The sequence below is a fragment of the Pseudomonas sp. AC211 genome, from assembly GCF_979258055.1.
In genome coordinates, this window is sequence record NZ_OZ409830.1 from 2946953 (window position 1) to 2972689 (window position 25737).

23 protein-coding genes and 3 pseudogenes are annotated in these 25737 nt (G+C 57.2%); 18 read left to right on the plus strand and 8 right to left on the minus strand.

Annotated elements, in window-relative coordinates; genetic code table 11:
- Nucleotides 1-36 precede the first annotated feature (36 nt).
- Nucleotides 37-748 (plus strand): annotated as a pseudogene (locus ACZZZP_RS13765) (4'-phosphopantetheinyl transferase family protein).
- On the opposite strand, the gene fhuF reads toward ACZZZP_RS13765, so the two are convergent.
- The 3 genes from fhuF to ACZZZP_RS13780 are packed head-to-tail and all read right to left on the minus strand — an operon-like array spanning nt 745 to nt 3760.
- Complete coding sequence (fhuF, locus tag ACZZZP_RS13770) at nt 745-1389, minus strand: siderophore-iron reductase FhuF (RefSeq protein ID WP_463383085.1); 645 nt, start codon at nt 1387-1389, stop codon at nt 745-747. The pseudogene ACZZZP_RS13765 and the gene fhuF sit on opposite strands and share 4 nt — an antisense overlap.
- Nucleotides 1386-2987 carry an ATP-binding protein gene (locus ACZZZP_RS13775; protein ID WP_463383086.1) on the minus strand — a complete coding sequence of 534 codons (1602 nt, stop codon included), beginning with the start codon at nt 2985-2987 and terminating at the stop codon, nt 1386-1388. Before ACZZZP_RS13775 ends, fhuF begins: the two co-directional genes overlap by 4 nt.
- Before the next feature lie 44 nt (nt 2988-3031).
- Nucleotides 3032-3760, minus strand: coding sequence for a response regulator (locus ACZZZP_RS13780; RefSeq protein ID WP_463383087.1), 729 nt, complete (start codon nt 3758-3760; stop codon nt 3032-3034).
- Nucleotides 3761-4668: 908 nt separating this feature from the next.
- Between ACZZZP_RS13780 and ACZZZP_RS13785 the strand changes: the two are divergent.
- The 6 genes and pseudogenes from ACZZZP_RS13785 (at nt 4669) to ACZZZP_RS13810 (ending at nt 13647) form a co-directional block, all read left to right on the plus strand.
- Nucleotides 4669-7581, plus strand: a pseudogene (locus tag ACZZZP_RS13785) (ribonucleoside-diphosphate reductase subunit alpha).
- A gap of 461 nt (nt 7582-8042) precedes the next feature.
- Nucleotides 8043-9215 (plus strand): annotated as a pseudogene (locus ACZZZP_RS13790) (ribonucleotide-diphosphate reductase subunit beta).
- Nucleotides 9216-9490: 275 nt separating this feature from the next.
- A complete protein-coding gene (locus ACZZZP_RS13795; protein ID WP_463536593.1) occupies nt 9491-10864 on the plus strand; it encodes a hypothetical protein in 1374 nt (457 codons plus the stop codon).
- A gap of 135 nt (nt 10865-10999) precedes the next feature.
- Nucleotides 11000-11224, plus strand: coding sequence for a hypothetical protein (locus ACZZZP_RS13800; RefSeq protein WP_463536594.1), 225 nt, complete (start codon nt 11000-11002; stop codon nt 11222-11224).
- 791 nt (nt 11225-12015) lie between these two features.
- A complete protein-coding gene (locus ACZZZP_RS13805; protein WP_463383090.1) occupies nt 12016-12369 on the plus strand; it encodes a DUF3077 domain-containing protein in 354 nt (117 codons plus the stop codon).
- 693 nt (nt 12370-13062) lie between these two features.
- On the plus strand, nt 13063-13647 hold the full coding sequence (locus ACZZZP_RS13810; RefSeq protein WP_463536595.1) for a hypothetical protein: 585 nt from the start codon (nt 13063-13065) through the stop codon (nt 13645-13647).
- Nucleotides 13648-14280: 633 nt separating this feature from the next.
- On the opposite strand, the gene ACZZZP_RS13815 is transcribed toward ACZZZP_RS13810, so the two are convergent.
- Nucleotides 14281-14688, minus strand: coding sequence for a hypothetical protein (locus ACZZZP_RS13815; protein WP_463536596.1), 408 nt, complete (start codon nt 14686-14688; stop codon nt 14281-14283).
- Nucleotides 14689-15135: 447 nt separating this feature from the next.
- On the opposite strand from ACZZZP_RS13815, the gene ACZZZP_RS13820 reads away from it, so the two are divergent.
- The 4 genes from ACZZZP_RS13820 (at nt 15136) to ACZZZP_RS13835 (ending at nt 18900) form a co-directional block, all read left to right on the plus strand.
- Nucleotides 15136-15576 (plus strand): hypothetical protein, encoded by a 441-nt coding sequence (locus ACZZZP_RS13820; RefSeq protein ID WP_463536597.1) that lies wholly within the window; start codon nt 15136-15138, stop codon nt 15574-15576.
- Nucleotides 15577-15580: 4 nt separating this feature from the next.
- Nucleotides 15581-16021 (plus strand): PAAR domain-containing protein, encoded by a 441-nt coding sequence (locus tag ACZZZP_RS13825; RefSeq protein ID WP_463383094.1) that lies wholly within the window; start codon nt 15581-15583, stop codon nt 16019-16021.
- A 62-nt stretch (nt 16022-16083) separates the two neighbouring features.
- The gene (locus tag ACZZZP_RS13830) at nt 16084-16995 is read left to right on the plus strand and encodes a hypothetical protein (RefSeq protein ID WP_463383095.1); all 912 of its coding nucleotides are present in this window, start codon (nt 16084-16086) and stop codon (nt 16993-16995) included.
- Between the two features lie 1518 nt (nt 16996-18513).
- Entirely contained in the window at nt 18514-18900 is a 387-nt protein-coding gene (locus tag ACZZZP_RS13835; protein WP_463383097.1) for a hypothetical protein, read from the plus strand.
- Nucleotides 18901-19082: 182 nt separating this feature from the next.
- Here the strand turns inward: ACZZZP_RS13835 and ACZZZP_RS13840 are convergent, their stop codons facing one another.
- Complete coding sequence (locus tag ACZZZP_RS13840) at nt 19083-19445, minus strand: winged helix-turn-helix transcriptional regulator (protein ID WP_463383098.1); 363 nt, start codon at nt 19443-19445, stop codon at nt 19083-19085.
- Between the two features lie 97 nt (nt 19446-19542).
- Here ACZZZP_RS13840 and ACZZZP_RS13845 point away from each other — a divergent pair, with 97 nt between their 5' ends.
- Nucleotides 19543-20346 (plus strand): alpha/beta fold hydrolase, encoded by an 804-nt coding sequence (locus ACZZZP_RS13845; RefSeq protein WP_463383099.1) that lies wholly within the window; start codon nt 19543-19545, stop codon nt 20344-20346.
- A gap of 35 nt (nt 20347-20381) precedes the next feature.
- Here the strand turns inward: ACZZZP_RS13845 and ACZZZP_RS13850 are convergent, their stop codons facing one another.
- Nucleotides 20382-21128 (minus strand): class I SAM-dependent DNA methyltransferase, encoded by a 747-nt coding sequence (locus ACZZZP_RS13850; protein ID WP_463383100.1) that lies wholly within the window; start codon nt 21126-21128, stop codon nt 20382-20384.
- 179 nt (nt 21129-21307) lie between these two features.
- On the opposite strand from ACZZZP_RS13850, the gene ACZZZP_RS13855 reads away from it, so the two are divergent.
- The 6 genes from ACZZZP_RS13855 to bamE all read left to right on the plus strand — a co-directional run bounded on the left by ACZZZP_RS13855 (nt 21308) and on the right by bamE (nt 24615).
- Nucleotides 21308-21808: a hypothetical protein gene (locus ACZZZP_RS13855; RefSeq protein WP_463383101.1), complete on the plus strand. Its 501-nt coding sequence runs from the start codon at nt 21308-21310 to the stop codon at nt 21806-21808.
- Between the two features lie 267 nt (nt 21809-22075).
- Nucleotides 22076-22639: a hypothetical protein gene (locus ACZZZP_RS13860; RefSeq protein WP_463383102.1), complete on the plus strand. Its 564-nt coding sequence runs from the start codon at nt 22076-22078 to the stop codon at nt 22637-22639.
- 461 nt (nt 22640-23100) lie between these two features.
- A complete protein-coding gene (locus ACZZZP_RS13865) occupies nt 23101-23379 on the plus strand; it encodes a type II toxin-antitoxin system Phd/YefM family antitoxin (RefSeq protein WP_463383103.1) in 279 nt (92 codons plus the stop codon).
- Nucleotides 23339-23662, plus strand: a complete 324-nt coding sequence (locus ACZZZP_RS13870) for a type II toxin-antitoxin system RelE family toxin (protein ID WP_463383104.1) — start codon at nt 23339-23341, stop codon at nt 23660-23662. Before ACZZZP_RS13865 ends, ACZZZP_RS13870 begins: the two co-directional genes overlap by 41 nt.
- 79 nt (nt 23663-23741) lie before the next feature.
- A complete protein-coding gene (locus tag ACZZZP_RS13875; RefSeq protein ID WP_463536598.1) occupies nt 23742-24305 on the plus strand; it encodes a hypothetical protein in 564 nt (187 codons plus the stop codon).
- 28 nt (nt 24306-24333) lie between these two features.
- Complete coding sequence (gene bamE, locus ACZZZP_RS13880) at nt 24334-24615, plus strand: outer membrane protein assembly factor BamE domain-containing protein (RefSeq protein WP_463383106.1); 282 nt, start codon at nt 24334-24336, stop codon at nt 24613-24615.
- 141 nt (nt 24616-24756) lie between these two features.
- On the opposite strand, the gene uraH is transcribed toward bamE, so the two are convergent.
- Complete coding sequence (uraH, locus tag ACZZZP_RS13885) at nt 24757-25167, minus strand: hydroxyisourate hydrolase (RefSeq protein WP_463383107.1); 411 nt, start codon at nt 25165-25167, stop codon at nt 24757-24759.
- Nucleotides 25168-25182: 15 nt separating this feature from the next.
- Entirely contained in the window at nt 25183-25719 is a 537-nt protein-coding gene (locus ACZZZP_RS13890) for a GlcG/HbpS family heme-binding protein (RefSeq protein ID WP_463536599.1), read from the minus strand.
- Between the last annotated feature and the right edge of the window lie 18 nt (nt 25720-25737).

Sequence of the window (25737 nt, forward strand, 5' to 3'; positions counted from 1 at the left end):
CTGGCCCGCCGCGCCGCGACCCGGCAGAATGCCGCGATGCACACCTACTCCCTCCCCGCCTGTTGTGGCCCGCTCAACGACCATTGGCCCTTGCCGCAGCCATTGCCAAACAGTCAATTCGTCAGCACCCCGTTCGACCCAGCGCGGGTGCAGCCCGACGATTTTCAGCGCAGCCACATTCCGCCGACCCACGGCGTCGCAAAGCGCCAGGCCGAGTTTCTCGCCGGCCGCATCTGTGCCCGCGAAGCGTTGCGCCGCTTGAATGGCAGCGAAATCGTGCCCGCTGTCGGCGCCGATCGCGCGCCGCAATGGCCTGCCGGCATCAGCGGCTCGATCACCCACGGCAAGCAATGGGCAGCCGCTGTGGTCGCCGACAGCCGCCACTGGCGCGGGCTGGGGCTTGATGTGGAAAACCTGCTCAGCCACGACCGCGCCGCCCGCTTGCAGGAAGAAATTCTCACGCCCGCCGAACTGCGCCGCGCCAGCGCTGCTCGACCCGGAGCAGTTGGGCCTGCTGGTAACGCTGACGTTTTCCCTGAAAGAAAGCCTGTTCAAAGCGCTGTACCCGCTCACGTTGCAGCGCTTCTATTTTGAACACGCCGAAGTGCTGGAGTGGGATGCCGCCGGCAGCGCACGGTTGCGGCTGCTGACTGATCTGTCGGAAGAATGGAAAAGCGGCGCGGAGTTGGTCGGCCAATTCGGGCAGTTCGACGGCCGCTTGCTGAGCCTGGTCGCCGTGGCGGTTTAGCGGCGGCTGATCGGGCAATGCTCGCAGTGGCCGATGCCTTCCACTTCATACGCCAGGCAGCAGGTGCGGCGCTGACGACGCGGCGTATACGCCACGGCCTTATACAGCGGGCTTTCAGCATCGCGAAGCCAGGCGAAACCGCCGTCCAGCTCGGCCTCGGTCAGCGCCCCGAGGGTTTGCAACGTGCTTTCAAAATAATCGCCGACGTTCCCCCACAGCACCGCAGCCGGCACCTGACCAAACGCCGCCAGAGTCTCGATCACGTCGGGCAGATGCCGCTCCATTAAATCGGCAAAACATTTGGCCTGCGTGCCCGGCTCGCCATCGTTGGCGAAGTGAATGGCGCTGGGCAGCCCGCGCTCATCCAGCACCACGCGCAGGCCAGACAACGGCAAGCGCCAGCCGTGCACCAGCGTGGCGACCAGCACGGGCGGCAGCAAGGCCATGAAGTAATACTTGGAATACTGCGAAACCAGCACCGCGCGCTGGTTAGCCAATAACGCGTCGCCGTAAATAGCGCGCAGCCGCTGTTGCAAATCTTCGGGCTGTAAAAACTCGCTCAGGCTCACGCCGCCCGCATCCGCCACTGTCGGCGCGAACGCGGCGAGGCGCCCGGCAAATAAGCGTTCGCGAAGACTCATTGTTTACGCGGCCACACCAGACTGAAACACGCGCCGCCCAAGGCTTCGCTGCGGCTGATCTGCGCGCGGCCGCCGTGCCAGTAGATAATCCGCCGCACGATGGAAAGCCCCAGCCCGTGCCCGCCCGACGCACGAGTGCGGCTGTCGTCCAGGCGCAGGAACGGCGTGAACAGCCGCTCCCACTCGGCTTCGGGAATGCCCGGACCGTCGTCTTCCACGTCCAGACGGCAGCGCTTGAGGCCCACCTGATAACTCAGGCGCACCCGCGACTCGGCGTGGCGCATGGCGTTGCTCACCAGGTTTTGCAGGGCGCGGTGCAGGTAGCGCCACTCGGCTTCCACCAGCGCGCCGCTGCCATCAACGGCGGGAATGCTCGGCCCGCGCTCCACACGCACGCCCGGACGCAGCGGCGCCAACTCGTCGATCACCTGATCAAGCAAGGCGTCGAGGTCGATGGGCTGGAAATTCAGCGCGGGGGCGCCCTGCTCCAGGCGCGCGTAGGTGAGCATTTCGTCGACCAATTTATCCAGGTCCTGAATGTCGCCATCCATGCCATCCATGTACTTGCGCCGCGCCGCGTCGGTCTGCGCGTCGCCAATCATTTCCAGGCCAAAACGCAAGCGCGCCACCGGCGTGCGCAGTTCGTGGGAAACGGCGCGCACCATCTCGCGCTGAATGGTCAGCGAGCGCTGCAAATGCTCGGCCATGGCATTGAACGCCGCCGCCAGCCGCCCCACCGAATCGGCGCCGCCGGCCGGCACCCGCGATTCCAGCTTGCCCAGGGCGATGCGCGTGGCGGTTTCTTCCAGGCCGAGCAGGCGCTGCTCCAACTGGCGCACCAACAGGTAAACGATCAAGCCGATCAGGCTCAGGCCGATGGCGCCGATCAAGAACAACAGTTGCGGCGGATAGGGGTTCATTTGATACAGCGGGCCGATTTCCAGCACCCACGGCGTGCCGGCCACGCCGGAAAACACATGAATGGAATCGCCCTCTTTGCCGAGAGCCATCACGGTGTCGCCTTCGTCGATGCGGCGGCGCTGGTCGTCGTCCAGCTCGGCATCAACCGGTTTGACCAGGCGCAAGTTAAAGCCGAACGACTTCGCGGCGGCCAGCGCCTCCAGGCGTTGCGGTTGTTCGGCGATGGGATAGCGAATCAGCTCATCGATGAGCAAGTACACCGTGGCGCGCGCCAGCTGTTCGCTGATCTGCTGCACCTCGCCCACCAGCACCAGTTGCTCCGCTTCGCTGACCAGGCCGTAGACCTTGGCCGCGTGGGGGCCGGTTTGCTCGACCAGCACCTGGCCGTCGAGAACGCGGCTGCGCGCGCGGCTGTCAAGCACCTGCGCGTCTAACGGCTCAAGCGCCAAAGGAATGCCGAGTAAACGCCCCCAGACGATCACCGCGCGGCGGCGCTCCACGGGGGTCATGCTTTCCAGGTTGTCGCTCATCAGGCTGAAGGTGCCGCGCGCCAGGCGTTCGCGGTATTGGTCGGCACGCGCCTCGTTGAGCCAGTGCAGGCTCAGCACGCCCAGCAACGCCACCAGCACGAAGGCGGCCAGCATGCCGCCGTAAATGCGCAGGAAAATCGAGTTCATGCCGGGCGTCCTGGGTTTGTTCTTATATAAAGAAGCGCCGCCCGTTAGCTCGCGAGCGCTTCTGCCGCCTCAGCTACAAAGAGGTAACCCTTGCTACGCACGGTTTTGATCAGCCGTGGGTGCATCGGATCGTCGCCGATTTTCGGCCGAATACGGGAAATGCGCACGTCGATGGAACGGTCGAGGCCGTCGTACTCAATGCCGCGCAGGGCGGTAAAAATCTCTTCGCGAGACAGAATGCGCCCGGCGTTGGAGGCCAGCAGCCAGAGCAGATCGAATTCCGCGCTGGTCAGCTCGATGCTCTGCTCACGCAGCCAGGCTTCGCGCATGGCGCTGTCGATCACCAGCACGCCGTACTGCAAGCGGCGCTGGGCGTCGGCCGGCACCGGCTCGCTGGCGCCCTCGCTGCGCCGCAGCAGTGCACGAATGCGCGCCAGCAGCACACGCGGGCGGACGGGTTTGCACACGTAATCGTCGGCGCCCATTTCCAGACCGAGCACCTGGTCCATGTCGTCGCTGCGCGCGGTGAGCATAAGGATGGGGCCGTGGTAGCTGCCGCGCACTTTGCGGCAAATAGACAAGCCGTCTTCGCCCGGCAGCATCAGGTCGAGCACCACCAGATCGGGTTGATCCCGCAGAATGCGCGCCGCCGCTTTCGCCCCGTCCGACTCAATGGCCACGCGCAAGCCATTGCCTTCCAGGTACTCACGGGTGAGCTCGGCCAGACGCTCGTCGTCTTCGACAATAAGGATGTGCCAGGCTTCTTGCTCCACCACTGACTCCTAATAAAATGAGGGCGGGACTGCGAAAGGGCGGCATTGTATATCGGCTAAGTCCTGCGTAGGACCTTGCCCTTTCTCGTTCACGGGCGCGCGGCGCGGAACCGCGCGACGGTCAGTCCCCTCGCCCCTCGGGGAGAGGGCTAGGGAGAGGGGGGGAACGCGCCAGCGCCGCACTCGACCAACCCCACGCATAAAGCCCCTATCCCCTGCAACAAAAAACACAACATGTAGTGTTAGCCTCACCACCGCACGATGTAGGACTCGCCCTACAAAACCCAGCATTTCATCAGCGACGAATGGCGTAATCCGGTCAATCCCGCTGATGGTGCGGGCTCAGCGAAGTTACCCCAAAGTAACCCACAGCTTTATCCACAGGTTGTGTGTAACAGTCGCCTTGCAATGCGTCGGTGAGCGCTCTATCTTGTATCCCCATCGCGCCAAACACCTACATGTTGGGTTTTGACCCGTTACCGGACACTAGAAGAATGAAACGCAACGGCCCGTTCGCTGGCCTGCCGCCGGTGGCACTAGCGCTAAGAAATTCACCCAATTGCCGCCTCGGCAGCAGATGGGAAAGCTGGCCGAAATTATGCTCGACGAACGGCCCGCTTCGGTGTAAAGCCTCCAGGCACACACCACTAGGTATTGTGGTTACGTTTTAACCAACGAACGTTGCTTTTTGAGCCAGGGATGAGCTTGAGCAGTACCCCTCAGACCTGTTGAACGCCTTGCTGCCGGCCTCCCCTTACTCGGGCGCGCCAGGCGCAGGGCGATCTGTTTTGTGGCATGTGGTTATTTGAAATACCTGGCTTTGGGCCCTTGGGCTCTAAGACACACGGAATGAACGGCTTCACCAGACAGTGTCCAAACTTAGATAAATGCAGAACACGGAGACATTCATGCAGACCGACCTCTCTCGCGAGAACCCCCAGGCCGTAGCGCCTCAAGTGCCTGACACCACTCAGGACCTGAACGCCACCGCCCCTGGCCAGCTGCGCGTGATCAAACGTAACGGCACCGTGGTGCCGTATACCGATGACAAAATCACCGTTGCCATTACCAAGGCCTTTCTCGCAGTTGAGGGCGGCACCGCTGCCGCTTCGTCGCGTATTCACGAGACCGTTGCACGCCTGACCGAACAAGTCAGCGCCACCTTCAAGCGCCGCATGCCGTCTGGCGGCACTATCCACATCGAAGAAATTCAGGACCAGGTTGAACTGGCCCTGATGCGTGCCGGCGAGCAGAAAGTGGCCCGCGACTACGTCATCTACCGCGACGCCCGCACCAAAGAGCGCGCCGTACGTGGCAGCAACGAACCGGCACAGCCGCACCCAAGCATTCGCGTGACCCACCCCGACGGCAGCGTGACGCCGCTGGACATGGGCCGCCTGAACACCATCGTCACCGAAGCCTGCGAAGGCCTGGCTGAAGTGGACGGCGACCTGATCCAACGCGAAACCCTGAAAAACCTGTACGACGGCGTGGCCCAGAACGACGTCAACACCGCCCTGGTGATGACCGCCCGTACCCTGGTTGAGCGTGAGCCGAACTACTCCTACGTGACCGCCCGCCTGCTGATGGACAACATCCGCGCCGAAGGCCTGGGCTTCCTCGGTGTCGCCACCAGCGCCACCCACCACGAGATGGCCGACCTGTACGCCAAAGCGCTGCCGGCCTACATCGAAAAAGGCGTTGAGTTCGAACTGCTCAACCCCGTGCTGAAAGACTTCGACCTGGAAAAACTGGGCAAAGCTATCAACCACGAGCGCGACCAGCAGTTCACCTACCTGGGCCTGCAAACCCTGTACGACCGCTACTTCATCCACAAAGACGGCATCCGTTTCGAACTGCCGCAAGTGTTCTTCATGCGCGTGGCCATGGGCCTGGCGATTGAAGAGAAGCAGAAAGAAGACCGCGCCATCGAGTTCTACAACCTGCTGTCGTCGTTCGACTACATGAGCTCCACCCCTACCCTGTTCAACGCCGGTACCCTGCGTGCACAGCTGAGCTCGTGCTACCTGACCACCGTGCCGGACGACCTGGGCGGCATCTACGACGCCATTCGCGACAACGCGCTGCTGAGCAAATTCGCCGGCGGCCTGGGCAACGACTGGACACCGGTTCGCTCGCTGGGCGCCTACATCAAAGGCACCAACGGCAAATCGCAAGGTGTTGTGCCGTTCCTCAAAGTAGTCAACGACACCGCCGTAGCGGTAAACCAGGGCGGCAAGCGCAAAGGTGCGGTATGTGCCTACCTGGAAACCTGGCACATGGACATCGAAGAGTTCATCGAGCTGCGTAAAAACACCGTGTGACGACCGTCGCCGCACCCACGACATGAACACCGCCAACTGGATTCCAGACCTGTTCATGAAGCGCGTCTTCGACGACGGCCCGTGGACCCTGTTCTCGCCAAGCGAAGTGCCAGACCTGCACGACCTGACCGGTAAAGCCTTCGAAGAGCGCTACGAGTACTACGAAGCCCTGACTCAGTACGGCGGCAAAATCAAACTGTTCAAGACCATCCAAGCCAAAGACCTGTGGCGCAAGATGCTCTCCATGCTGTTTGAAACCGGCCACCCATGGCTGACCTTCAAAGACCCATGCAACCTGCGCAGCCCCCAGCAGCACGTGGGCGTGGTTCACAGCTCGAACCTGTGCACCGAAATCACCTTGAACACCAACAAGGACGAAATCGCCGTTTGCAACCTGGGCTCCATCAACCTGCCGAACCACATCGTCGACGGCAAGCTGGACCTGGCCAAACTGCAACGCACCGTGAACACCGCCGTTCCCGCATGCTCGATAACGTTATCGACATCAACTACTACTCGGTGCCGCAAGCGCGTAACTCGAACTTCAAACACCGCCCGGTTGGCCTCGGCATCATGGGCTTCCAGGACGCGCTGTACCTGCAGCACATTCCGTACGGCTCGGACGCTGCCGTGCAGTTCGCCGACAGCTCCATGGAAGCGGTCAGCTACTACGCCATTCAAGCCTCGTGCGACCTGGCTGATGAGCGTGGCGCCTACGAAACCTTCCAGGGCTCGCTGTGGAGCAAAGGCATTCTGCCGCTCGACTCGCAGCAAATCCTGATCGAGCAACGCGGCCAGAAATACATCGACGTCGACCTGGCCGAAAGCCTGGACTGGGCGCCGGTTCGTGAGCGCGTACAGAAGAGCATCCGTAACTCCAACATCATGGCCATCGCACCGACCGCCACCATCGCCAACATCACCGGCGTGTCGCAGTCGATCGAACCGACCTACCAGAACCTGTACGTGAAATCGAACCTCTCGGGCGAATTCACCGTGATCAACCCCTACCTGGTACGCGACCTCAAAGCCCGCGGCCTGTGGGACTCGGTCATGATCAACGACCTCAAGTACTACGACGGTTCGGTGCAACAGATCGAGCGTATTCCGCAAGAACTGAAAGACCTCTACGCCACCGCGTTTGAAGTCGACACCAAGTGGATCGTGGACGCCGCCAGCCGTCGCCAGAAATGGATCGACCAGGCCCAGTCCCTGAACCTCTACATCGCAGGCGCCAGCGGCAAGAAACTGGACGTGACCTACCGCATGGCTTGGTACCGTGGCCTGAAAACCACCTACTACCTCCGCGCCCTGGCCGCCACCAGCACCGAAAAATCCACCATCAACACCGGCAAACTGAACGCCGTGTCGAGCGGTGGTGGCGAAAGCCAAAGCGCAGCACCGGCCCAGTCGGCAGCACCAGCCCAACAAGCCGGCCCAGCACCAGTTCCGAAGGCCTGCGCCATCGACGAGCCGGATTGCGAGGCTTGCCAATAAGGTAGTCCCGCGCGAGATTCTGGATTCCGAAATGTCGGACCACCGCCTGCGCGGGGATGACGGAGAATTTTAATCACCCACCGTCATCCTCGCGAACGCGGGGATCCAGAATCTCAAGCCAAGCCAGAAGGCGGCCCACCCCCGCCCCCTCCCCCGGCTACAAACAGCTAGCCCCCTCTCCCCACGGGAGAGGGTTGGGGTGAGGGGAAGCCCCAACACAAATCCCCACCAAACAACCCAACCCAACCCGGCAACCCATCGCCGGGCTGGAATAAAACCAAAAAAGTCAGTCCCTGCTTTGCGTGCACAAGCATCGAACTAGACTAGAAACTCCCAAAGGCCGCCCGCCCCAGGCGCACGGCCCAAAGCCGGGAGCAAACACATGCTGGAGCTGGGATGAATTCGACAAAGAGGACAGCGCCGAAGCCGCTGCCCCTTCCACCAACGCCGCCGTCAACGACATGAGCCTCGACAAGCTTAACCAGGTTGGCGGTAACGCCGCCCTCGAAGCCCGCGCCGTAGACGCCAACGACTCCGACGCCGTGGCCCGCGCCAAATCCGCCCTGAACGACCTGGACATCCAGGAAGGCCTCGACGACCTGGCCGGCACCAGCGCCCGCGTGCACGTCGGCGACAAGCAAATGATCAACGCCCGTGCCGACCTCAACCAACTCGTACCCTTCAAATACGACTGGGCCTGGCAGAAATATCTCGACGGCTGCGCCAACCGTTGGATGCCGCAAGAAGTAAAGCATGAACGCCGACATTGCCCTGTGGAAGAGCAACGACGGCCTTAGCGAAGACGAACGCCGCATCGTCATGCCGCAACCTCGGCTTCTTCTCCACCGCCGACTCCCTGGTTGCCAACAACCTGGTACTGGCCGTGTACCGCCTGATCACCAACCCCGAATGCCGCCAGTACATCCTGCGCCAAGCCTTCGAAGAGGCGATTCACACCCACGCCTACCAGTACTGCATCGAATCGCTGGGCATGGACGAAGGCGAGATCTTCAACATGTACCACGAGATCCCATCGGTCGCTAAAAAAGCCAGCTGGGGCCTCAAATACACCCGCTCGATCTCCGACCCGAAATTCGAAACCGGCACCCCGGAAACCGACCGTCAATTCCTGCGCAACCTAATCGCCTACTACTGCGTACTGGAAGGCATCTTCTTCTACTGCGGCTTCACCCAGATTCTCTCCATGGGCCGCCGCAACAAAATGACCGGCACCGCCGAGCAGTTCCAACTACATCCTGCGCGACGAAAGCATGCACCTGAACTTCGGCATCGACGTGATCAACCAGATCAAAATCGAAAACCCGAGCCTCTGGGACGCGCAGATGAAAGACGAAGCGACCCAAATGATCCTCCAGGGCACGCAACTGGAAATCGAATACGCCCGCGACACCATGCCTCGCGGCGTACTCGGCATGAACGCCGCCATGATGGAGGACTACCTCAAATTCATCGCCAACCGTCGCTTGTCGCAGATTGGGTTGAAGGAAGAGTATCCAGGGACTACTAACCCGTTCCCGTGGATGAGCGAGATTATGGATTTGAAGAAGGAGAAGAACTTCTTTGAGACTCGGGTTATTGAGTATCAGACTGGTGGGGCGTTGAGCTGGGATTGATGGCCAGCTGATATCAGAGTATGTTCACCCTACACCTGCCATGGATGTTGGGGATGAAGCTAAAAAGCCCCGCCTTGTGCGGGGCTTTTTATTGTCGAATTTTTAACAAAGTATAGTTTAAGATTTTTCCACAAATTATTTTCCAAACTCAGCAGCTTTAACCAAACAAGACCAAACATATTAAACCGCTCGCACCTAGTGAAGGGATACCATTGAAACCGAAAGATATCACACCCATCGTAACTCCAGAGATCTAACAACAAGGTAAGCCCTGCATGCACGAATTTTATGAAATACATTACCACGACAAAATACACACAATGAACTCCGAGTCTGAAGTCCGCGATTTCTTATTAAATGAGCTATCATATTGGGAATGGATCAACAACTTAACTACACCCCCAAGATTTGCGAAACGCTGCGGGCGAAGTTTCTCAGCCATTTCTAACGCACCCCACTCATACCTGCGCCTACCAGAATTACCTCAGCACCTAGACCTAGACGCGGGAATCAAATACATCGACCAAAATAGCGAAGAAGCTAAACTGGTTGAATTAACCCATGAACAGTTCGGCGCAATGACCGCGCTTGCTCTTTATATTTTTATTGTAGACATTAATAGCGACCTGGTAAAACGTAGCGGCATCAGTTATTTATTCAACAGCCCCGCCTACAAACTTCAAATAGCATACGCCGCAGGCCTAATGTTCGAAAATAGCAATGCGCGCTCGTTAATTTTTGACTCTAAGGAAAATTACGTTGGAGGCCGAATATTGCAACTTGAAAACTCTATACATGAAGCAAAAAGACGCATGATTGATTTGGAGAAGGATGCTTCTGCGCAAATCGAAGCGCTTGCTCCACAGCGACGCGCGCATTATCAGCGCTTTAAAACCCAACTGCAGCGTCGAAAACGCGTATATATAAACATTTCAAAAAAGATTCATGACGAAGCGAAAGCGAGAAGCTCACAAGCACATACCTTGCAAGCGCAGGCGATATTCGATTTAGAAGCCGCAACTAAAACCATGCGAGATCAAGTGGATTTAGAAGCAACGGCGACATATTGGAATACTCGCCTTACCGAGCACCGTGAGGCAAAACACTATTGGCTATGCGGCGTAATGCTCTCAATGATATTAACATTTGTTTTTCTCGCAATATATTATAGTTACGGCGGACTTTCTGGAATCAGCAGAACAGACTCAAGTTTTCAGCAACCTAGCTTGAGTAGCACAACCTTCTATTCAGGGTCCCTCCCATTTTACCCCGTTACGGTGGAAGCTGAGATAACAAGCGGACAACCAAGCTCTGATGGGTTGGACAGCACGACGCAAAGCTCTTATATTCGACTTATTGAGAACTTAACCGGAGCAGCACTACTGTTGGCACTGATGGCAGTATGCATTAGAGTTTCATTGCGACAGTTCACCTTATATTCAAGTCTTGAACAAGACGCTACGGCGCGAGTCACCTTCACCAAGACCTATCTTGCGTTAATGAACGAAGGAAAACTAAAATCAGATCAAGATAGACATTTAGTTCTGGAAAGTTTATTTAGAACCACTCCCACAGCCTCCGGCGACGCGTCCTTTTCCAGCCCGGTTGAATTTGTTTTCAACAATATCGCCGAGAAGATAGGAAAATAACCAAACAATGATGCAAAAGGGGAAAGTAGGATATTTTTATCAAGAAGCTCGAAATCAAAAACACTTGACAAACCAGACCCCACTGTTTAATCGCCTTATATAGCAAACCTTATCAACCAGCTTTTAGGAGTACATGTGGAAGCAATCATAACGAATCTTGACGATCCAGCCTGGTGGTTCACCGGCATATTTTTCACAGCACTAGGATTGTTGCTACCCAGCCTATTGGCGCATATACCTAAAACCTTAAAAAGTTACTTAAAGGATGCATATTTCGAAGGAAAATTAGAATTAAAAATTCTAGATTCAATCAAAGCTTGGTCAATTACCAAATTGCGAGGACAAATTCATATTTTCTGATCTTCATACTAATTTGCTGCCTTTATATCGTTTGGCTTTTTTCCGGCTCCTTCATGGACATATTCAAAGTATCGCGATGGCTTGCCGCAGTATTAACAGCCCCCATCTATGTAGCGGAAATAATTTGGGTCGTTCAAGACATCTACACAAAGGACTTGGCAAAATCCCGAGGAAGGCTGAACAGCGGTAAGCGGAAACTCTAAGTGGCCGGAAAATAGCTACGCTAATTCGAACGCATTCTGGCTGAGAACGAGATATTAGTAGCCCAACAAGAAAGCGTGAAGCAATGCAAGCTGTGAGAAACTAGGTCTTGGGAATCCAGCGTCGGTAACGTCATGCGCTGGACGTTGCTCAAGTGCTTGTAGGCCGCCGGACAGACCATTTCAAGTGCCAGCACACCAAGTCCGCGCGGCACTTGGCGCAGGTTGAAATTCGTTAACTCCAATTACCAAAACAATGGCGCAATGCCTGCGTTGACCGTGTTCTGACGCCCCCATATCGTCCCTCCCCAGCGCCTAAGAAACGCCAAGTAGCGGCCTAACCGCTCCCGACAGACGCGGCTTTTTAATGCCTACAGTTTTTTCGTGGGGATTTAAATTTGCTTGATGCCGGGAGTGGACGAATACAAGACCCGCAAGGGGAATATGTCCGGCCTTCTACTTGGGTTTCTTAACTCCCGGCGCCTTCGCCAAGAACGATATCAAGTAGAGGTATATGGAAATGCCACACCAATCCGCACTAACCCACCGCATCACCCACTCCCCTCTTGCCGCCCTCCTAGAGGTGCAACCATGAACAGCCAAAACGCTGCTGTCACCGACAGCCGCACCTTCTGCCACGTCGACAGGAAAACATTGTTCTCCGTAAACGCCGGTATCCCCGTGGAGCACGCGCTGGAGCATGCAGCCGATCTGCTGTTCTGCCTCGAAACCCTGATCGTCAGCCACGGCGCGATCAATGAAGTAGCCGAGCGGACCGGCCTGCAATACCTCGCCGAAATGGCCCGCGCCGTGGTCGACGCGTGCCAAGTGCAAGACCCTGAGTTTTTGGCTCAGGCGCAAGCGCGAGCTAAGGCGGCTCGCGAGCCGAAAGCGCAGGAGCAGGCGGCTCGCGAGCCGAAAGCGCAGGAGCAGGCGGCTGCGTAAGGTGGGAGGTTGTTAGGCGTCTGCTTTGAAGTGGGCGCCCGATAACCCGGACGTACAAAACCCCGCTTTGGCGAAGTTTTTGTGGAGGGAGGGAGATAACTTGGTTTATTTCAAAGACAACGAAGCTGAGCAGGATTTGGCTGGAGCCGACGCTGTACGAGCGAGGCAGAATGAGTTGGAAGACTTGCGCAGCGAACGGCTTGCGATAGAGCGTACCGCCAGCTTGGACATGTCCACTACCGTGAGCCTTGAGGAGATAGAGGCGCGAACAAACTACTACCCACTCTGACGCAACCGCCACCTGCGGTTTCAATGGTTATGACCGTCCTTGCAGGCAATGGCCTGCCAACGCGCTCACCCAGCGCGCACCGCTAGCAGTTGCTTTCCTTCACTGCAAAACCTGAACATACCGCCCTTCACGCGGGCACGTTCTGTGCCCCGTGCTATGTACGCGCTGCGCCTCAGCGCTCATTGTTTTACCAAGGAGCTGTACGGTGATGGATCGCGTTCGAGCCTTTTCCCTTTGCCTCTGCCTTACCCTGCTTGCCGGCTGCGTGCACCGCCACCCGATGCCGGGTGCGCAGGAGTACACCGAGTTCATGGCCGCTCAAACCAAGATCGACGCGATGAATCAGGCGGACGCTGGGTAGCCAGGCTAAGCCCCTCGCCTACTCAGAAAAAGACATTCAGCAGTTGGCTGACTACATTGTTCTTATCCAGTCCAACCCCTTCGAACTGTTGCAAACCTCCGCCAGCCTGGGCTTTGCACCCGCGCAGTTTGAGCTGGCGAAACAGCTACGCGTGGCGGCGCTCCACGACGCTGCCAACCGGGCGAGCTTAAACACCAACTCCTGTGAGTTGCTCAAGCGCGCTGCAGCCAGCAACTTATTGATTGCCGCCTTAAGCGTGCGCGCACAATGCGCGGACGTGAGCCTGGCCCGAAATCTGGAGGAAATGCTCCAGGCCGCAGACGATCGCTATGGCGTATTGGTGACGGTCGCCGCCCACAAGGACCCCTACGCCGCCTTCTACCCAATGAAAGCCTTTGAGCCGATGAGTTGCGTCGATTCGCCAAGCACTGAAGACGGCGCGGGCCGGCCGCCGATGCTGACGCTGGAGCAAGCTCGCGCGGAGGCCTTTTATACCTTTGCCATGCGAGAGGCTAAGCGAGTCCCTGCGGTGGCCAAGCAGTTAGGCGAGCGCGCTTTCAGAGCGGGGTGTTCGGCCAAGGCCTATGCCGAACTGCTGAAAGTGATAGCTCCACAATCCGCCCAGTAAACCGAGGTTCGGCTCGTATCGCCTTCGCTAGTTGTGCGAAAAAGGGACAGATTTATTAAGTGGCTCTAAATCCGAGCCACCAAACAAATCCACCCCTTCTCGCCTTTAGATAACGAGCGTCCAACTTCTACCCAAGCCCCCGCTACGGACAATCCACCGCTCTTCGAGACTGATGTTTAGTCCACAACCCCCGACCATTAATCCGCCCCTCAGACCAAGACTCCGTAACCATCGAAAAAGGGGACAGATTTATTAAGTGGCTCTAAATCCGAGCCACCAAACAAATCCACCCCTTCTCGCCTTTAGATAATGAGTGTCCAGCTTCTACCCAAGCTCCCTATGGACAATCAACCCCTCTTCGAGACTGATGTTTAGTCCACAACCCCCGACCATTAATCCTCCCCTCAGACCAAGACTCCGTAACCATTGAGCATTTGCCGTCAAAGCGCTCAACAAACGTTCGCGGATAACCTTCAGGCTCCTCTCCACCCAACCGCATCCAGTTCGGATCAGGCGACGTCACGGTCTGATAAGGCATGCAGCCCACCAACGTGATCAGCGAGAGGGCCACCGCTAGCTTTTCCATATCAAGCCCAGTCCATTTGAAAAATGGGTTAACCGAGCGAACAGCCGTCACCGGCCTAGCACCTTCGAGTTCATCTCCACCAACGCACCCAACCCATTCGCCAGCTCCCCCACCGTGGCCAAGAGCTTCCCTATGTCCTGCTCGGGATCCACATAGAAGTAGTCGATAACAAACCGAAGCGTTGTCCCAAACTGGTCGCCAATCGGCGGAAGCGCCAACGCGCGAATCTGTATCGGATTACCGCCGCGTGCGCTGTCGCGCACCCACCAGGCGATGAATTCGAGGGCGTCGAGGCCCGTGGCGTCGCGGGAAATGCCGAAGTTCACGGCGATCAACACTTCGTCCGACGCGCCGCCTTGGGTGCGGCGTAGCGCGCCCAATGGCAGGTCGCCGTAGAGGCAGGCTGAAGAGGCTTTCGGGAATATCGGAAAGTTCGACCTTTTCCACCACGGCATCGGTGACGCCTGGAATGGATTCAATGGCGTCCTGCAGCTTTTGTACTTCGGGGGCATATCAGCTCCGACGGGTAGGTGAGAGATAGAACTGCGCTGTCGCGCTACAAAAAAACAAACAGAACGCACCGCCCCGGCCAGAGAGGCGTAGGCGGCCGCCTTGAGTTGGCGCTTGCAGAGGGTAACTGATCCCATACCGACAACTCCCGTGCGCGTCCTAGCAGCCCCTGCATTTCGCAGCACGATTCCCGCGTTCATGTAGCTAATTGCATCCCAGCATTCGGCCATTGAGCAGCTCGTTTCCAAGACGCATCTGATTCATCCAACGCAGCGTTTAACGCAAGGTGGTGGTCCGTTCTGCACCGCCCAATTTTGACGAAATACGCGCTACGCGTGTTCCGGGGCTGAGCAGCAACCCAGTAACGCCAAACCAAGGATCAGGACGCTTACATGCACGCCTACTCGCCTTTGCTTTTCACCAACACCGCTTCCTCCGATTACCTGCGTAGGTTGGGCGAGGCGGCACACGCTGACGATCAATCTGCAGGCCGCCATCCAAAGCCCGCCCTCGCTATTTACCGGATCGCCGTCGAAGGCAGCAAAACGCGGCAAGGCGGCGTTGATAAGCGCGGTTCATCAGTGCTGAGGTTCGATCTCGGCGACGGCCACAAAGTAGGCGCCGCGTGTAAAGGGGATTTCGTGGAGTACGCCGATGGCAGCACGGCCACGATCATCACCACTGCGGGGAAAACCAACAGTTTTATCGCTGTCGTGGGAAGTCGGCTTAGCAATGGTGACGAAATCGTCGCCACGCCCCTGGAAGGAGCTTTGTACGTAGCGCGCGAAGACAAACCACTGCCCGAAGACTTCCTTACCGACGTGGAGGCGTAATCCAATGAGCGAGGGTTTCTTCATCGGCCGCGGCGATAGAACCAGCTGTGGCGGGCAAGTGCTCGACGGCGATGCGCGTATCAACCTTTTTGGGCTGCTACATGCACGCGAAGGCGACCGGGTTACGTGTGGAAAGGATGGAAAAATCTACCGAATCGTCGGCGGTATTTCGCACATGGAAAGCCACGGCAAGCTCATGGCGGGTACGCTTGATAGCCGGAGCAGTTGCCCCTGTACCGCCACGCTGATCCCATCGATCCATACCGCTCGTTATCACAACGAAGCTCCAGCACCGCGGGCGGCGAGCGCTTTCACCGAATCGCCGGCCTCGGTTTCAAACAGCGCCTACACAGCGCCGCGCCAGTCTGCGTTTGCCTCTCCAGCGCCGCCGACCTCCCCCTCGTCACCGACGACGAACCTCAGGAACCGGGTTTCTATGTGGTGACCAAAAGTACGAGCCGCCAAGCGCTGGAAGCCACGCTGTTCCCGCAACCGGATCCGGCGGTGATGCGCAAGTTCAGAGCGCTCAACCCTGGAGCGGGTGACTTTAAGGCGGGCTCGATGATCGTATTGAGCGATCCGAGAAACTATCTGTGCATGCGTGAAGAAGCGCTTCTGATGGAGGCAGCGCAGCAAATCAGCAACGATCTGGAACCGCTGACACCGGACGAAGCTGACTTCATGCAACGACACGGCGCCGAGATCGCCGGTTTTACTGGCGAAACCTCGACATGGCTCGGCGTTAGTGCCGCGGTTATGGAAAGACACATCGCAGGCATGCGCGACACTCTCCTTGCCATTGAGCGGTTGCACCATGACACCTATCGACAGCACGGACATTTGAAAACGCCTGAATTCCACGCCGAACGGAAACGCCTTCTCGCTCAACTGGACGCACGCCTGCTGAACTCGACGCAACTTCGCGGTTTTACAAGCCTGGGTGACCACCCCAAGTTAAAAAAATCGCTCGGCCTATCGACCAAGAGCCTCGTGCACCGCTGGGACAAAGCAGGAGCACCCGGCCAGATTCCGGGTTACGCAACGCACGTAAGCGCGGCAAGCCGAGCCGCCAAATACATGTCCGCCGGCGGCTATATCGCTATCGGACTCGGTGGGGTTTCGTCTTTGCTGGCCATACAGGAAGTCTGCAGCGAGGAGCCAGGGGCCGCGTGCGAGAAAGTGAAGTTTGTAGAAGGAGGAAAGTTTTCTGGTGCAACTGCTGGGGGCATGCTCGGCGGCTGGGCAGGCGGAGCTGCGGCTGGCTCGATTTGTCTGGCTATTGGGGCGTCAACCGCCGGTATCGGGGGAGTTGTGTGTGTCGGAGTTCTTATAGGAACAGGGGCATGGGTCGGTACTACCATTGGCGGCAAAACGGGAGAGAAAATTGGTGAACGGTTATATCAGAATACACAGCCGTGATTAATGATGGGTATTTCTGGGCATCGCTTGCCTACAATATCGCACCATTCGCACTTGCTTTCGCGGGGATTCTTTACAACTTGTATTTAATATATTTCGACCTAGATAAAATATTAGCGGCGTTGAGCAACAGTCGCTACAGCTATACGTGGGCGCCTGCACTCCGCCGACAGGGTTGGCTGGGATCCATGCTTTTAACAGCCCACCTATCGGGGATGATACTTATACCCGGCCCAGCTTTAAGGCGCGGAGAGCTAAGTGCTGTGGATTTAAAGGCCTTCCCGCCCCGTCTTAAAACCAAAATTAAAGTTGTAGCGTCGTTGATGATCGGGGGCTTTATCTGGCTCATCAGCACGTCGATATTTCCCATGTGAGCAAATTAAATGCAACGTACTTGTAATCGCCCCCAATTTAGTAACTAGCCTTGCGGGCGTCGCAGCTCCATCGTAGCGTGCCAGAAATTTAATAAATACAGGCAAGCAGTTCGTCGAAGGGCCTGCAATGGCGGAGCGGAGCAAAAATATATGAGGCAACCAAATTTGACCGTCATAGAGAAAGTCTTCCTCACTGCAGCAATGTTCGACTTAGCAGGACTAGTAATTTGGATCGGCGTTTGCCTGCATTTGGCATATACAAAGATGGAGCTGATACTCGACTGCCTACGAAACTGTGCTGCAATAAAAGTGAGAGCGCCTCTTAGACACGCCGGCCCCTGGGGAAAGTTAATACTAATCGGCGGCATATCTGGGATTGTTACATTCCCTGACTCGCACTTGAAACGCGGACAACTGAGCAGGGCGGATTTAGAAAACCTCCCCCTACCCATCAAACGTAAGCTAGTTATAATTCAATGGACCGTAATCTGGTTATTACTACTGATGGCCTTGATAGGAGTGCCGATTCAGCTCGGTCTATTATGAGGTCGCCCTCACCGAAAGACACAATATCCCACTGGCAGTTGAGCAATTCAGCTATCACGCAAAATATAAACGAAACGAAATGAGTACATCTGATTACATCATCGGCTATTCACTCGGGGTGGTTATTTTATCACTTATTATTTGGAATGGTATGGCCCTGCGAATCGGATATACGCAAATGGATTTGATGCTCAGTCATCTAAAGAAAAGCTCTGCGGTTACGGCTCTGGCATCGCTACGGCACGGCGGCCCATGGGGTGTATTGCTACTGGTAGGGGCATTGCAGGATTCGTAGCATTCCCGAATTTCTATATCAAACGCGGAACAATCGGTGCTGACGACATCAACAACTTTCCAGCCAAGCTAAAAATAAAATTAACGAGACTGTACCGGGCCGTAATCCTGTTACTAAGCTGCATGGCTCTTTTATTGATTATAAAGTACACCATTAACCTTGATCTTTAAGGCAACCACGCATCGGGCGGTAGTTAACTGCCGAGCAAAAGTTCTAGGTATGCTTTGCGTTCATGCGAAACCCACAGAACAAAAAACAGATCAAGCTTTTCACCCCTTTCTTTTCGCAGAAGGTAAATCACTAATGAATACCGCCGAGCAAATTCTCGGTACTCTCTGCGGTTTAGTGCTCCTGGCACAAGCCATCTGGTTAGGCATCGCATTGCATATAGGCTATACGAAAATGGATTTAATGCTTTCCCACCTTAAAAATAGCCCGATAATTGTAGCTCTCGCTCCGATACGGTTTGGAGGCGTCTGGGGAACGCTAATCGTCGTCGGAGGAATATCGAGCGTGGTTACCTTTCCTAACTTCTACCTCAAACGCCGCCATGTTGACGAAGAGGACATTAGGCTCTTCCCCAATTCCCTCAAGAGAAAACTAGCTTTTTTCCAGTGGAACATATTATGTCTACTCGGCGCGATGACGTTGTTCACTATCATAATCAAATCGGAAGTTCTTAAGCAGTGAGCACTTCAACTTCAGATCGCGAACTGCATAAAAATGATCAATTATTATTTTTGGAAATCTATATTTGGCTTCGCATTCCTCTGCGGCCCGTTTGTAATAATGACCACAGGGCCTTACTTACAATTTTTAACTAATCGTCACCCTACCCGAAAGCCCCCCTTCCAGCATCTTTGCCAGCCCGTCTAGCCCTCTATCCCAACATCCTCCCCTTCCCACTTAACCGCCAAGCCTTTCAGCGCCTTTATCACTACCTGCATTTCTTCTAACCGCTGCGCTGGCGAGTACGTGACTTCTGACGGCACCTGGTCGGTCGCGTGGCGGTTAATAAAGCCGCGCGCTTCAAGCATTCGCAGGCGCACGGTGAGCAGTCGGGCGGAGATGCCGTTTATGTGCCGTTTTAGTTCGCCAAAGCGCATCGGCCCGTTGATGGCCAGTGAGCAGAGGATGTGCAGGGTCCAGGGCCCGGAGAGCAGTTCGAGCAGGCCGTGCATTTGGCAGGCTTCGCCGGGTTGCTCGAAATGCGGGGCTGGGGTTGTTGATGGCATGGCGGCCTCATGGCGGGGTTACTTCAAAGTGCCTACTTACGCCCTTGGGCGGCGCGCGCTTAGCATGCTCGCTCACCCGGCAAAGGAGGTTTATTCAATGCATTTATCCATCGGCAGTCAACGCGATAGCTCCGGGCTTAATTGGCGCAGAACGGGGTTGTCGGGCGCCGGCACGGTGTTGCTGATTCACCCGGTGGGTTACGACTTAACGTGGTGGGATGAGCAGGTTCAGGCGCTCGCGCCGCACTTTCAGGTGGTGGCGTTCGACCTTCCCGGCCATGGCGGTTCGGTTGCGCGGGCGGATGGGTTTAGCTTTGCGGGTATCGGTGCCCAGGTGGCGCAGCTGATCGAGCACCTCGGCAACGGCGCCGTGCATGTGGTGGGGATTTCGGTGGGCGGTATGGTGGCGCAAACGTTGGCGTTGGCTTACCCCGCGCGGGTGCGCTCGTTGTGCCTGATCGCTACGGCTGCCAGCTTTGCCGATGCGGCGCGCGAGGGCATGCGCGCCCGCGCGCTGGCGGTGGAACACGGCGGGATGGCGGCCGTGATTCAATCCAGCCTGGAGCGGTGGTTTAGCGCGCAGACCCGGCGCGAACGCACCGAGCTGATGGCCCGCGTGACGGCCATGTTGCTGGCGGACGACCCAACCGTGCACGCGGCCATGTGGCGGATGATTGCGACCTTTGATGTCGAGAAGCGGCTCGGGGAAATCGCCTGCCCTACCCTCGTTTTGGTTGGCGACCTGGACCCGAGCACACCGCCCGCCGCTGCGGCGGTAATCGCGCAAAACATTGCGGGCGCGCAGATGGTGGTGCTGGCCGATACGTCGCATATCGCCATGGTGGAGTCGCCGGGCGCGGTTAATGCAGCGCTGCTCCAATTTTTGCGGGCGATTGAGTAGCTATCTACTGACCCGCGCTTTGGTAACGCTCTTCTTCAAGCTTTCACACAAACAAATAGCGCGTTTCCCACCACCCCATCCCACTCCACCAACTTCTGATAATCGTGCGCCATCACCCGCACCTCGAAGTACCGCTCCAACAACCCGCGCAGCTCAGCAAAGCTCACCGCCACCATCGCGTGCTCGTCATGCCACACCTGCATCGCGCCCTCGCCCACTGTCCGTTCAATTCGCAGTTTCAACGATTGCCGCTCCCCTACTCCGGGGTAGCTCCACGACGAGCTGAAGCCGAAAAGGCTGTCCTGGTGCTGGGCGGTGTGGGAGACGAAGGAGGCGTTGTCGATGTGGTTTTTGTCCACGGCGTTGAAGCAAAACACGCCGCCTGCGGCCAGGGCGTTGTGGGCGGCGGCGATGCAGCCGGTGAGGCGCTCGAGGGTGGCGCTGTAGTGGATGGAGTACAGAAAGCAGGTGATGAGGTCGACCGGTTCGGCCACGGTGAAGGCGCACATGTCCTGGGCGCTGAAGTGCGCTTCGGGGCAGCGCAGTCGGGCTTTGTCGAGCATGGGTGGGTTGATGTCGAGGCCGGCGCTTTGGTAGCCGGCGTCGAGGAAGTGGCGCACATGGGGGCCGGTGCCGCAGGCGAGGTCGAGGTGGCGCTTGCCGGCGTTGCCGAAAAGTTGGTGCAGACGATGGGCGCTGTGGCTTTGGGCGCGGTAGTCGATGTCGGCGCACATCAGGTCGTAGTAGCCGGACAGGTCGGTATAAAGGGCGTTGCCGGGCATGATGACCTGCGCGTGCGGTGGGCATTAAGGGGCGCGGATGATAGCCGAAGCGTCCCGCTCGCCGGGAAAAATAGGCGCCAGGCCACAGTTTGATGACATGCCTGCGCAGGGCTGACAGTTGTCTGTTCCAATCGCCGTTCGCTTGTTTTTTAGCTGTGCTCACCTCAGGAAGCCGCCCCATGGATCTGCGCTTACTTACCCTTTCCGAGTTTCATAAGGTGCATTTCTATCGCCTGATTACCCTATTGCTGCTGATGGTGATGAGCGGCATGACGGTAATGGCGCTGTTCGAAACGCCCAATGGCGAAGCCAAGGTGTTCGCGCTGTTTATGCTGCTGATAACGGGGCGTTTCGCGGTAGAGTGGTTTTGGGTGAAGCGCAGCCTGCCCGTGTTGGTGCATGGCGATGAGCTGTTGGTGACCGGCCTGGAACACCGCCGTATCCCGCTCACGCAGGTGCGCTCGGTAACTTCGCGGCACGCGATTTTCATGACGCGGCGTTATCGCTCTTGGTCGGAGCATCTGGCGTTTATCGAGTTCACCCTGAGCAATGGCGAACGGGTGACGACGCTGTCGGAAAGCGGCGTGTTCGATTTTCCGGCGGGCAAGGAAACGTTGGTGGCGTTGCGGGCGATGGTATTGGACGCTAAGACCAAGAGCCTTTCTGCCTCGGCTCGTTGACGTTGTGCTGGTGGACGTGGCTGAAGTTTCTGTAGGCCGCGCGACGGAGCGTTTCCATGCTTCTACAGCAACCGCACGGGCCCCGTTGCTTAGGGCCTGATCGCGGGTGGATATGAGCAAATTAGCTGGCGCAATGCCTGCGTTGCCTCTCGATTAACACCTCTTTATTTTCCCGCCCGGTGCTTAAGAGCACGATCCACGCAGCAGACCTTCCGCGCATCAACAAATTGCCCGGTGCCCCCGCGCCTTAAATATCCAGGACGACTAATGGAAAACATTTATCAGCCCCCGGCCGCTTCCTTGTTGGAGAAGAAAGAGCAAGAGACGTTCTTTGTCACCTCGATTGCCAAGATGATAATTATGTTTATCGGGACCCTCGGAGCGTATCAAGTCTATTGGGGTTACAAACAGTGGAGCACTCAGCGCGGCAGCATGCCGAAAAGAATCTGGCCATTTTTCCGAGGCCTGTTTTCGGTATTTTTCGTGCATGCGTTGTCTCGACGAATGAACCATCTGCTCGATGCTCGGAAAATAGTTACCCGGCGCTATAACGATGCGCCGTTCTGGTTCGTAATTATCGCCGTAATGGGCACGCTGCTTGGTCGAAGTACGATTCCGTGGGAAATACCGAAAGCGATGGCCATTGGGTTGGATCTTTTCGGCTTGCTCTGCTTGATCCCCTTAATCGGCTTACAACGCAAAGCTAACCAGGCGAGCGGCGATTCGACAGGTGCCCGCAATTCTCGACTGTCGTTCTCTAACTACCTATGCCTGGCGTTCGGGTTGATGTTCTGGGTCGTTCTGGTTTGGGGGTACGCGTCATTTCTGTAGAGCAGGTTGACGACGGCGCGGCGTGTTTGGATTTTCCGGCGGCTAAGGAAACGTTGGCGGCGTTGCGGGTGATGGTATTGGACGCTAAGACCAAAAGCCTTTCTGCCTCGGCTCGTTGGCGTTGTGCTGATGGATGCGGCTGAAGTTGTCTTCCCCACCGTGCCCCACCCGCCTTTTCTCGCCACTAACGAAGCGGGACCAGTAGACATATCCAGCTCCTAAATGCTCCACAAAATTAAAAAGAGCTTTATTTAGCACCTGTAAAAGCACTACACGTAGTGCTAATCTACGCCTGCTGAGCCCAGTGATCGCAAAGCCAAACTCAGAAAGACGACCTAAACGGATAGCTAGGCCTTTAAGAAAACCCCGGATTAGCTAGTGAACTAGCTCAGCGGTTGGCCAACAGAGATAGCTAAGGCGATCAAGCACGTACGCAGATTGCGAGACAGGTGGATATGGCAATGACATACGCGGTACTGGCCAACGTTGCGGCGTCGGTGACAGACCTTAAAAAAGACCCCATGGGCACCATTCGAGAAGGCGGCGGAGAAACCGTCGTAATTCTTAATCGAAACGAGCCCGCGTTTTACGCGGTGCCGCCGGCACGCTATCAGGCCATGCTGGAATTGATCGATGAATTGCGACTGGCAGAAATCGTACGAGAGCGACGCGGTGGGCCCACCGTCCGAGTAGACATTGATGACCTCATCGCAGAAGCCGGTGGAGCCGGCGAAGCCTAAATACGAGCTCGACTTCAACGATCAGGCGTTGAAGGAATGGAAAAAACTCAACAGCACGCTCCAACTGCAATTCGCTAAAAAGCTCAAAGAGCGCCTGATTAACCCGCGAGTTGAGAGCGACAAGTTGAGAGGCATGCCCGACTGCTACAAAATCAAGCTAAGCAGCGCTGGGTACCGACTCGTATACGAAGTTGCTGATCGGGTGTTGATCGTCACGGTTATCGCGGTTGGTAAACGGGAGCGAAGTCGGGCCTACGAGATGGCGTCAACAAGAATAAAGTGAGTTACGGTCGGCCAAGCCCGCTCGATTAGATCATCGGCAGAACGCCTACAAAAAACATCGCGGTTACCAAGGATCGGTCATGGAAAACATCTACCAAACCCCCGCTGCCCCCCTTCTCGAAACGACCGAGCAAGGGCGCTTCTTCGTCACCTCCATTCCAAAAATGCTGGTGATGTTTTTCGGCACGTTTGGGGCGTATCAGCTGTATTGGTTTTATAAGCAATGGGCCAGCCAACGCAGCAGCATGACAGAAGGAATATGGCCCTTTGCGCGTGCCTTTTTCTCGGTGTTCTTTGTTCACGCGTTGTCGCGGCGAATGACTGCGCAACTCGATGCACAGCAATCGCAAACGCCCCGCTATGACGATGCCGCCACTTGGTACGTGGTGATCACGGTGGTTGGCGTCGTGCTTAGCCGAGCGACCAGTTATGTGGAGTTGCCGTTGGTAGGGTCTATTGCGGTGGATATGTTCGGCCTGCTCAGCGTGGTGCCGTTGGTAGGCTTGCAACGCAAAGCCAACGTCGCCAGTGGCGACCCGCATGGGCATGAAAATAGCAGCTACTCGGCGGCTAATTTTGTATGCCTGGCGTTGGGGCTGTCGCTCTGGGGTGTTTTGATTTGGGCGTATAGCCAGTTTGTTTGACATTCGATTTCACTGGGCAGGAATACGAATGATGCGAGCACTAGTGACCCTTTTGCTGATAGCTGCACTGTCGGGCTGCGCGGGAACCAACTTCAGCTACGACAATGCCCGTAAGGTTCAGGTCGGCATGACTGAAGCTCAGCTCACTCAGCTTATGGGGCGCCCTTATATGGTCACCACACGCGGCAACGAGCAGATGTGGGTATGGAGTCGGGCGAATGGGTTTACCGGCTCAAGCCGCGCCGTCAGCTTCAAGATGAAGAATGGCGTTGTGTCAGAAATTCCGGTCATACCCGAATCGTTTAGATAAGGTTCTGCCGACTTGCTGAATTAGAGCCCACCGCAGGCACTTCGTTGCGCTTCGCTGCGCTCAACCGCAACCTACGAGTGTGTTCGTCGCTGTGCCTCAGTCATAAAAAAGCCCCGCTTCTGCGGGGCTTTTTTGCTTCCATCAATTCCCGCGATAGGTCGAGAAACCATACGGGCTCAGCAACAACGGAATGTGGTAATGCGCCACGGCACCGTCGACGGCGAAGATCACCGGCACTTCGGGGAAGAAGGTGGCGGCGTTGTGGCTGCGGAACCAGTCGCCGGTTTTGAAGGTGACGCGGTAGGTGCCTTTTTCCAGTTTTTTGCCTTCGGGGTAGAGCGCGGGAATGCGGCCTTGTTCGTTGGTGGTGCCGCTGTTGAGCAGGGTCCAGGTGGCGCCGGTTTGTTGTTCCAGGGTGACGCGCACGTCGGAAGACGGCAGGCCGTCTTGTAGGTTGAGTACGTGCACGCTCAAGGGGTTGTCGGCGGCGTTGGCAAGGCTGGCGACGGCGCTGAGGGCCAGGCTGGCGAGCAAGGTGGAGAGGCGTTTCATGGGTGAGCTCCTGGGTTATGGCTGGGTAGGTAGGTGTTGGCTGATGGCTTTCTGGGCGCAGCCTTCGTCGTTGGCGCTGCCGCCCGCACCGGCTACGCCGATGGCGCCGATCACTTGGTCGCCGACGCGCAAGGGCAGCCCGCCGCCCAGTAGCAGCAGTTCGCTGACGGTGGTGAGGTTCGCGGCGTCGGGGTTGCTGCGGGCGCGTTCGGCGAGGGTGCTGGTGGCGGTTTTAGTCGATAGCGCGGTGAAGGCTTTGCGTTGCGCTGCCAGGGTGTTGTGCGGGCCGACGTTGTCGTCACGCTGCACCGCCACCAGGTTGCCGCCGCGATCCACCACGGCAGCGACGGCGGTTTGGCCGAGGGCGTGGCAGGTGGCGAGCGTGGTGTCGAGCAGTTGGCTGGCCAGGGCCAGGGTGACGTCGGCGCGTTGGGCAACCGGCGCGGCAGCCGGGGCGGCCATGGCGGTGGCGCTGAAAGCGAGGGTGAGCAGTGTGCGTGGGGCGATTCGGCTAAGCATGGCGTTTTCCGGTCGGTGACAAGTGGCCGCCATGGTGCGGCGCCCTGCCCC

Coding starts and splice junctions, on each gene's coding strand:
- fhuF (WP_463383085.1), bottom strand. CDS start 1,389: ATGAGTCTTCGCGAACGCTTATTTGCCGGGCGCCTCGCCGCGTTCGCG.
- ACZZZP_RS13775 (WP_463383086.1), bottom strand. CDS start 2,987: ATGAACTCGATTTTCCTGCGCATTTACGGCGGCATGCTGGCCGCCTTC.
- ACZZZP_RS13795 (WP_463536593.1), top strand. CDS start 9,491: ATGCACGAATTTTATGAAATACATTACCACGACAAAATACACACAATG.
- ACZZZP_RS13805 (WP_463383090.1), top strand. CDS start 12,016: ATGAACAGCCAAAACGCTGCTGTCACCGACAGCCGCACCTTCTGCCAC.
- ACZZZP_RS13815 (WP_463536596.1), bottom strand. CDS start 14,688: ATGCCGTGGTGGAAAAGGTCGAACTTTCCGATATTCCCGAAAGCCTCT.
- ACZZZP_RS13820 (WP_463536597.1), top strand. CDS start 15,136: ATGCACGCCTACTCGCCTTTGCTTTTCACCAACACCGCTTCCTCCGAT.
- ACZZZP_RS13825 (WP_463383094.1), top strand. CDS start 15,581: ATGAGCGAGGGTTTCTTCATCGGCCGCGGCGATAGAACCAGCTGTGGC.
- ACZZZP_RS13830 (WP_463383095.1), top strand. CDS start 16,084: ATGCGCAAGTTCAGAGCGCTCAACCCTGGAGCGGGTGACTTTAAGGCG.
- ACZZZP_RS13835 (WP_463383097.1), top strand. CDS start 18,514: ATGAATACCGCCGAGCAAATTCTCGGTACTCTCTGCGGTTTAGTGCTC.
- ACZZZP_RS13840 (WP_463383098.1), bottom strand. CDS start 19,445: ATGCCATCAACAACCCCAGCCCCGCATTTCGAGCAACCCGGCGAAGCC.
- ACZZZP_RS13845 (WP_463383099.1), top strand. CDS start 19,543: ATGCATTTATCCATCGGCAGTCAACGCGATAGCTCCGGGCTTAATTGG.
- ACZZZP_RS13850 (WP_463383100.1), bottom strand. CDS start 21,128: ATGCCCGGCAACGCCCTTTATACCGACCTGTCCGGCTACTACGACCTG.
- ACZZZP_RS13855 (WP_463383101.1), top strand. CDS start 21,308: ATGGATCTGCGCTTACTTACCCTTTCCGAGTTTCATAAGGTGCATTTC.
- ACZZZP_RS13860 (WP_463383102.1), top strand. CDS start 22,076: ATGGAAAACATTTATCAGCCCCCGGCCGCTTCCTTGTTGGAGAAGAAA.
- ACZZZP_RS13865 (WP_463383103.1), top strand. CDS start 23,101: ATGACATACGCGGTACTGGCCAACGTTGCGGCGTCGGTGACAGACCTT.
- ACZZZP_RS13870 (WP_463383104.1), top strand. CDS start 23,339: ATGACCTCATCGCAGAAGCCGGTGGAGCCGGCGAAGCCTAAATACGAG.
- ACZZZP_RS13875 (WP_463536598.1), top strand. CDS start 23,742: ATGGAAAACATCTACCAAACCCCCGCTGCCCCCCTTCTCGAAACGACC.
- bamE (WP_463383106.1), top strand. CDS start 24,334: ATGATGCGAGCACTAGTGACCCTTTTGCTGATAGCTGCACTGTCGGGC.
- uraH (WP_463383107.1), bottom strand. CDS start 25,167: ATGAAACGCCTCTCCACCTTGCTCGCCAGCCTGGCCCTCAGCGCCGTC.
- ACZZZP_RS13890 (WP_463536599.1), bottom strand. CDS start 25,719: ATGGCGGCCACTTGTCACCGACCGGAAAACGCCATGCTTAGCCGAATC.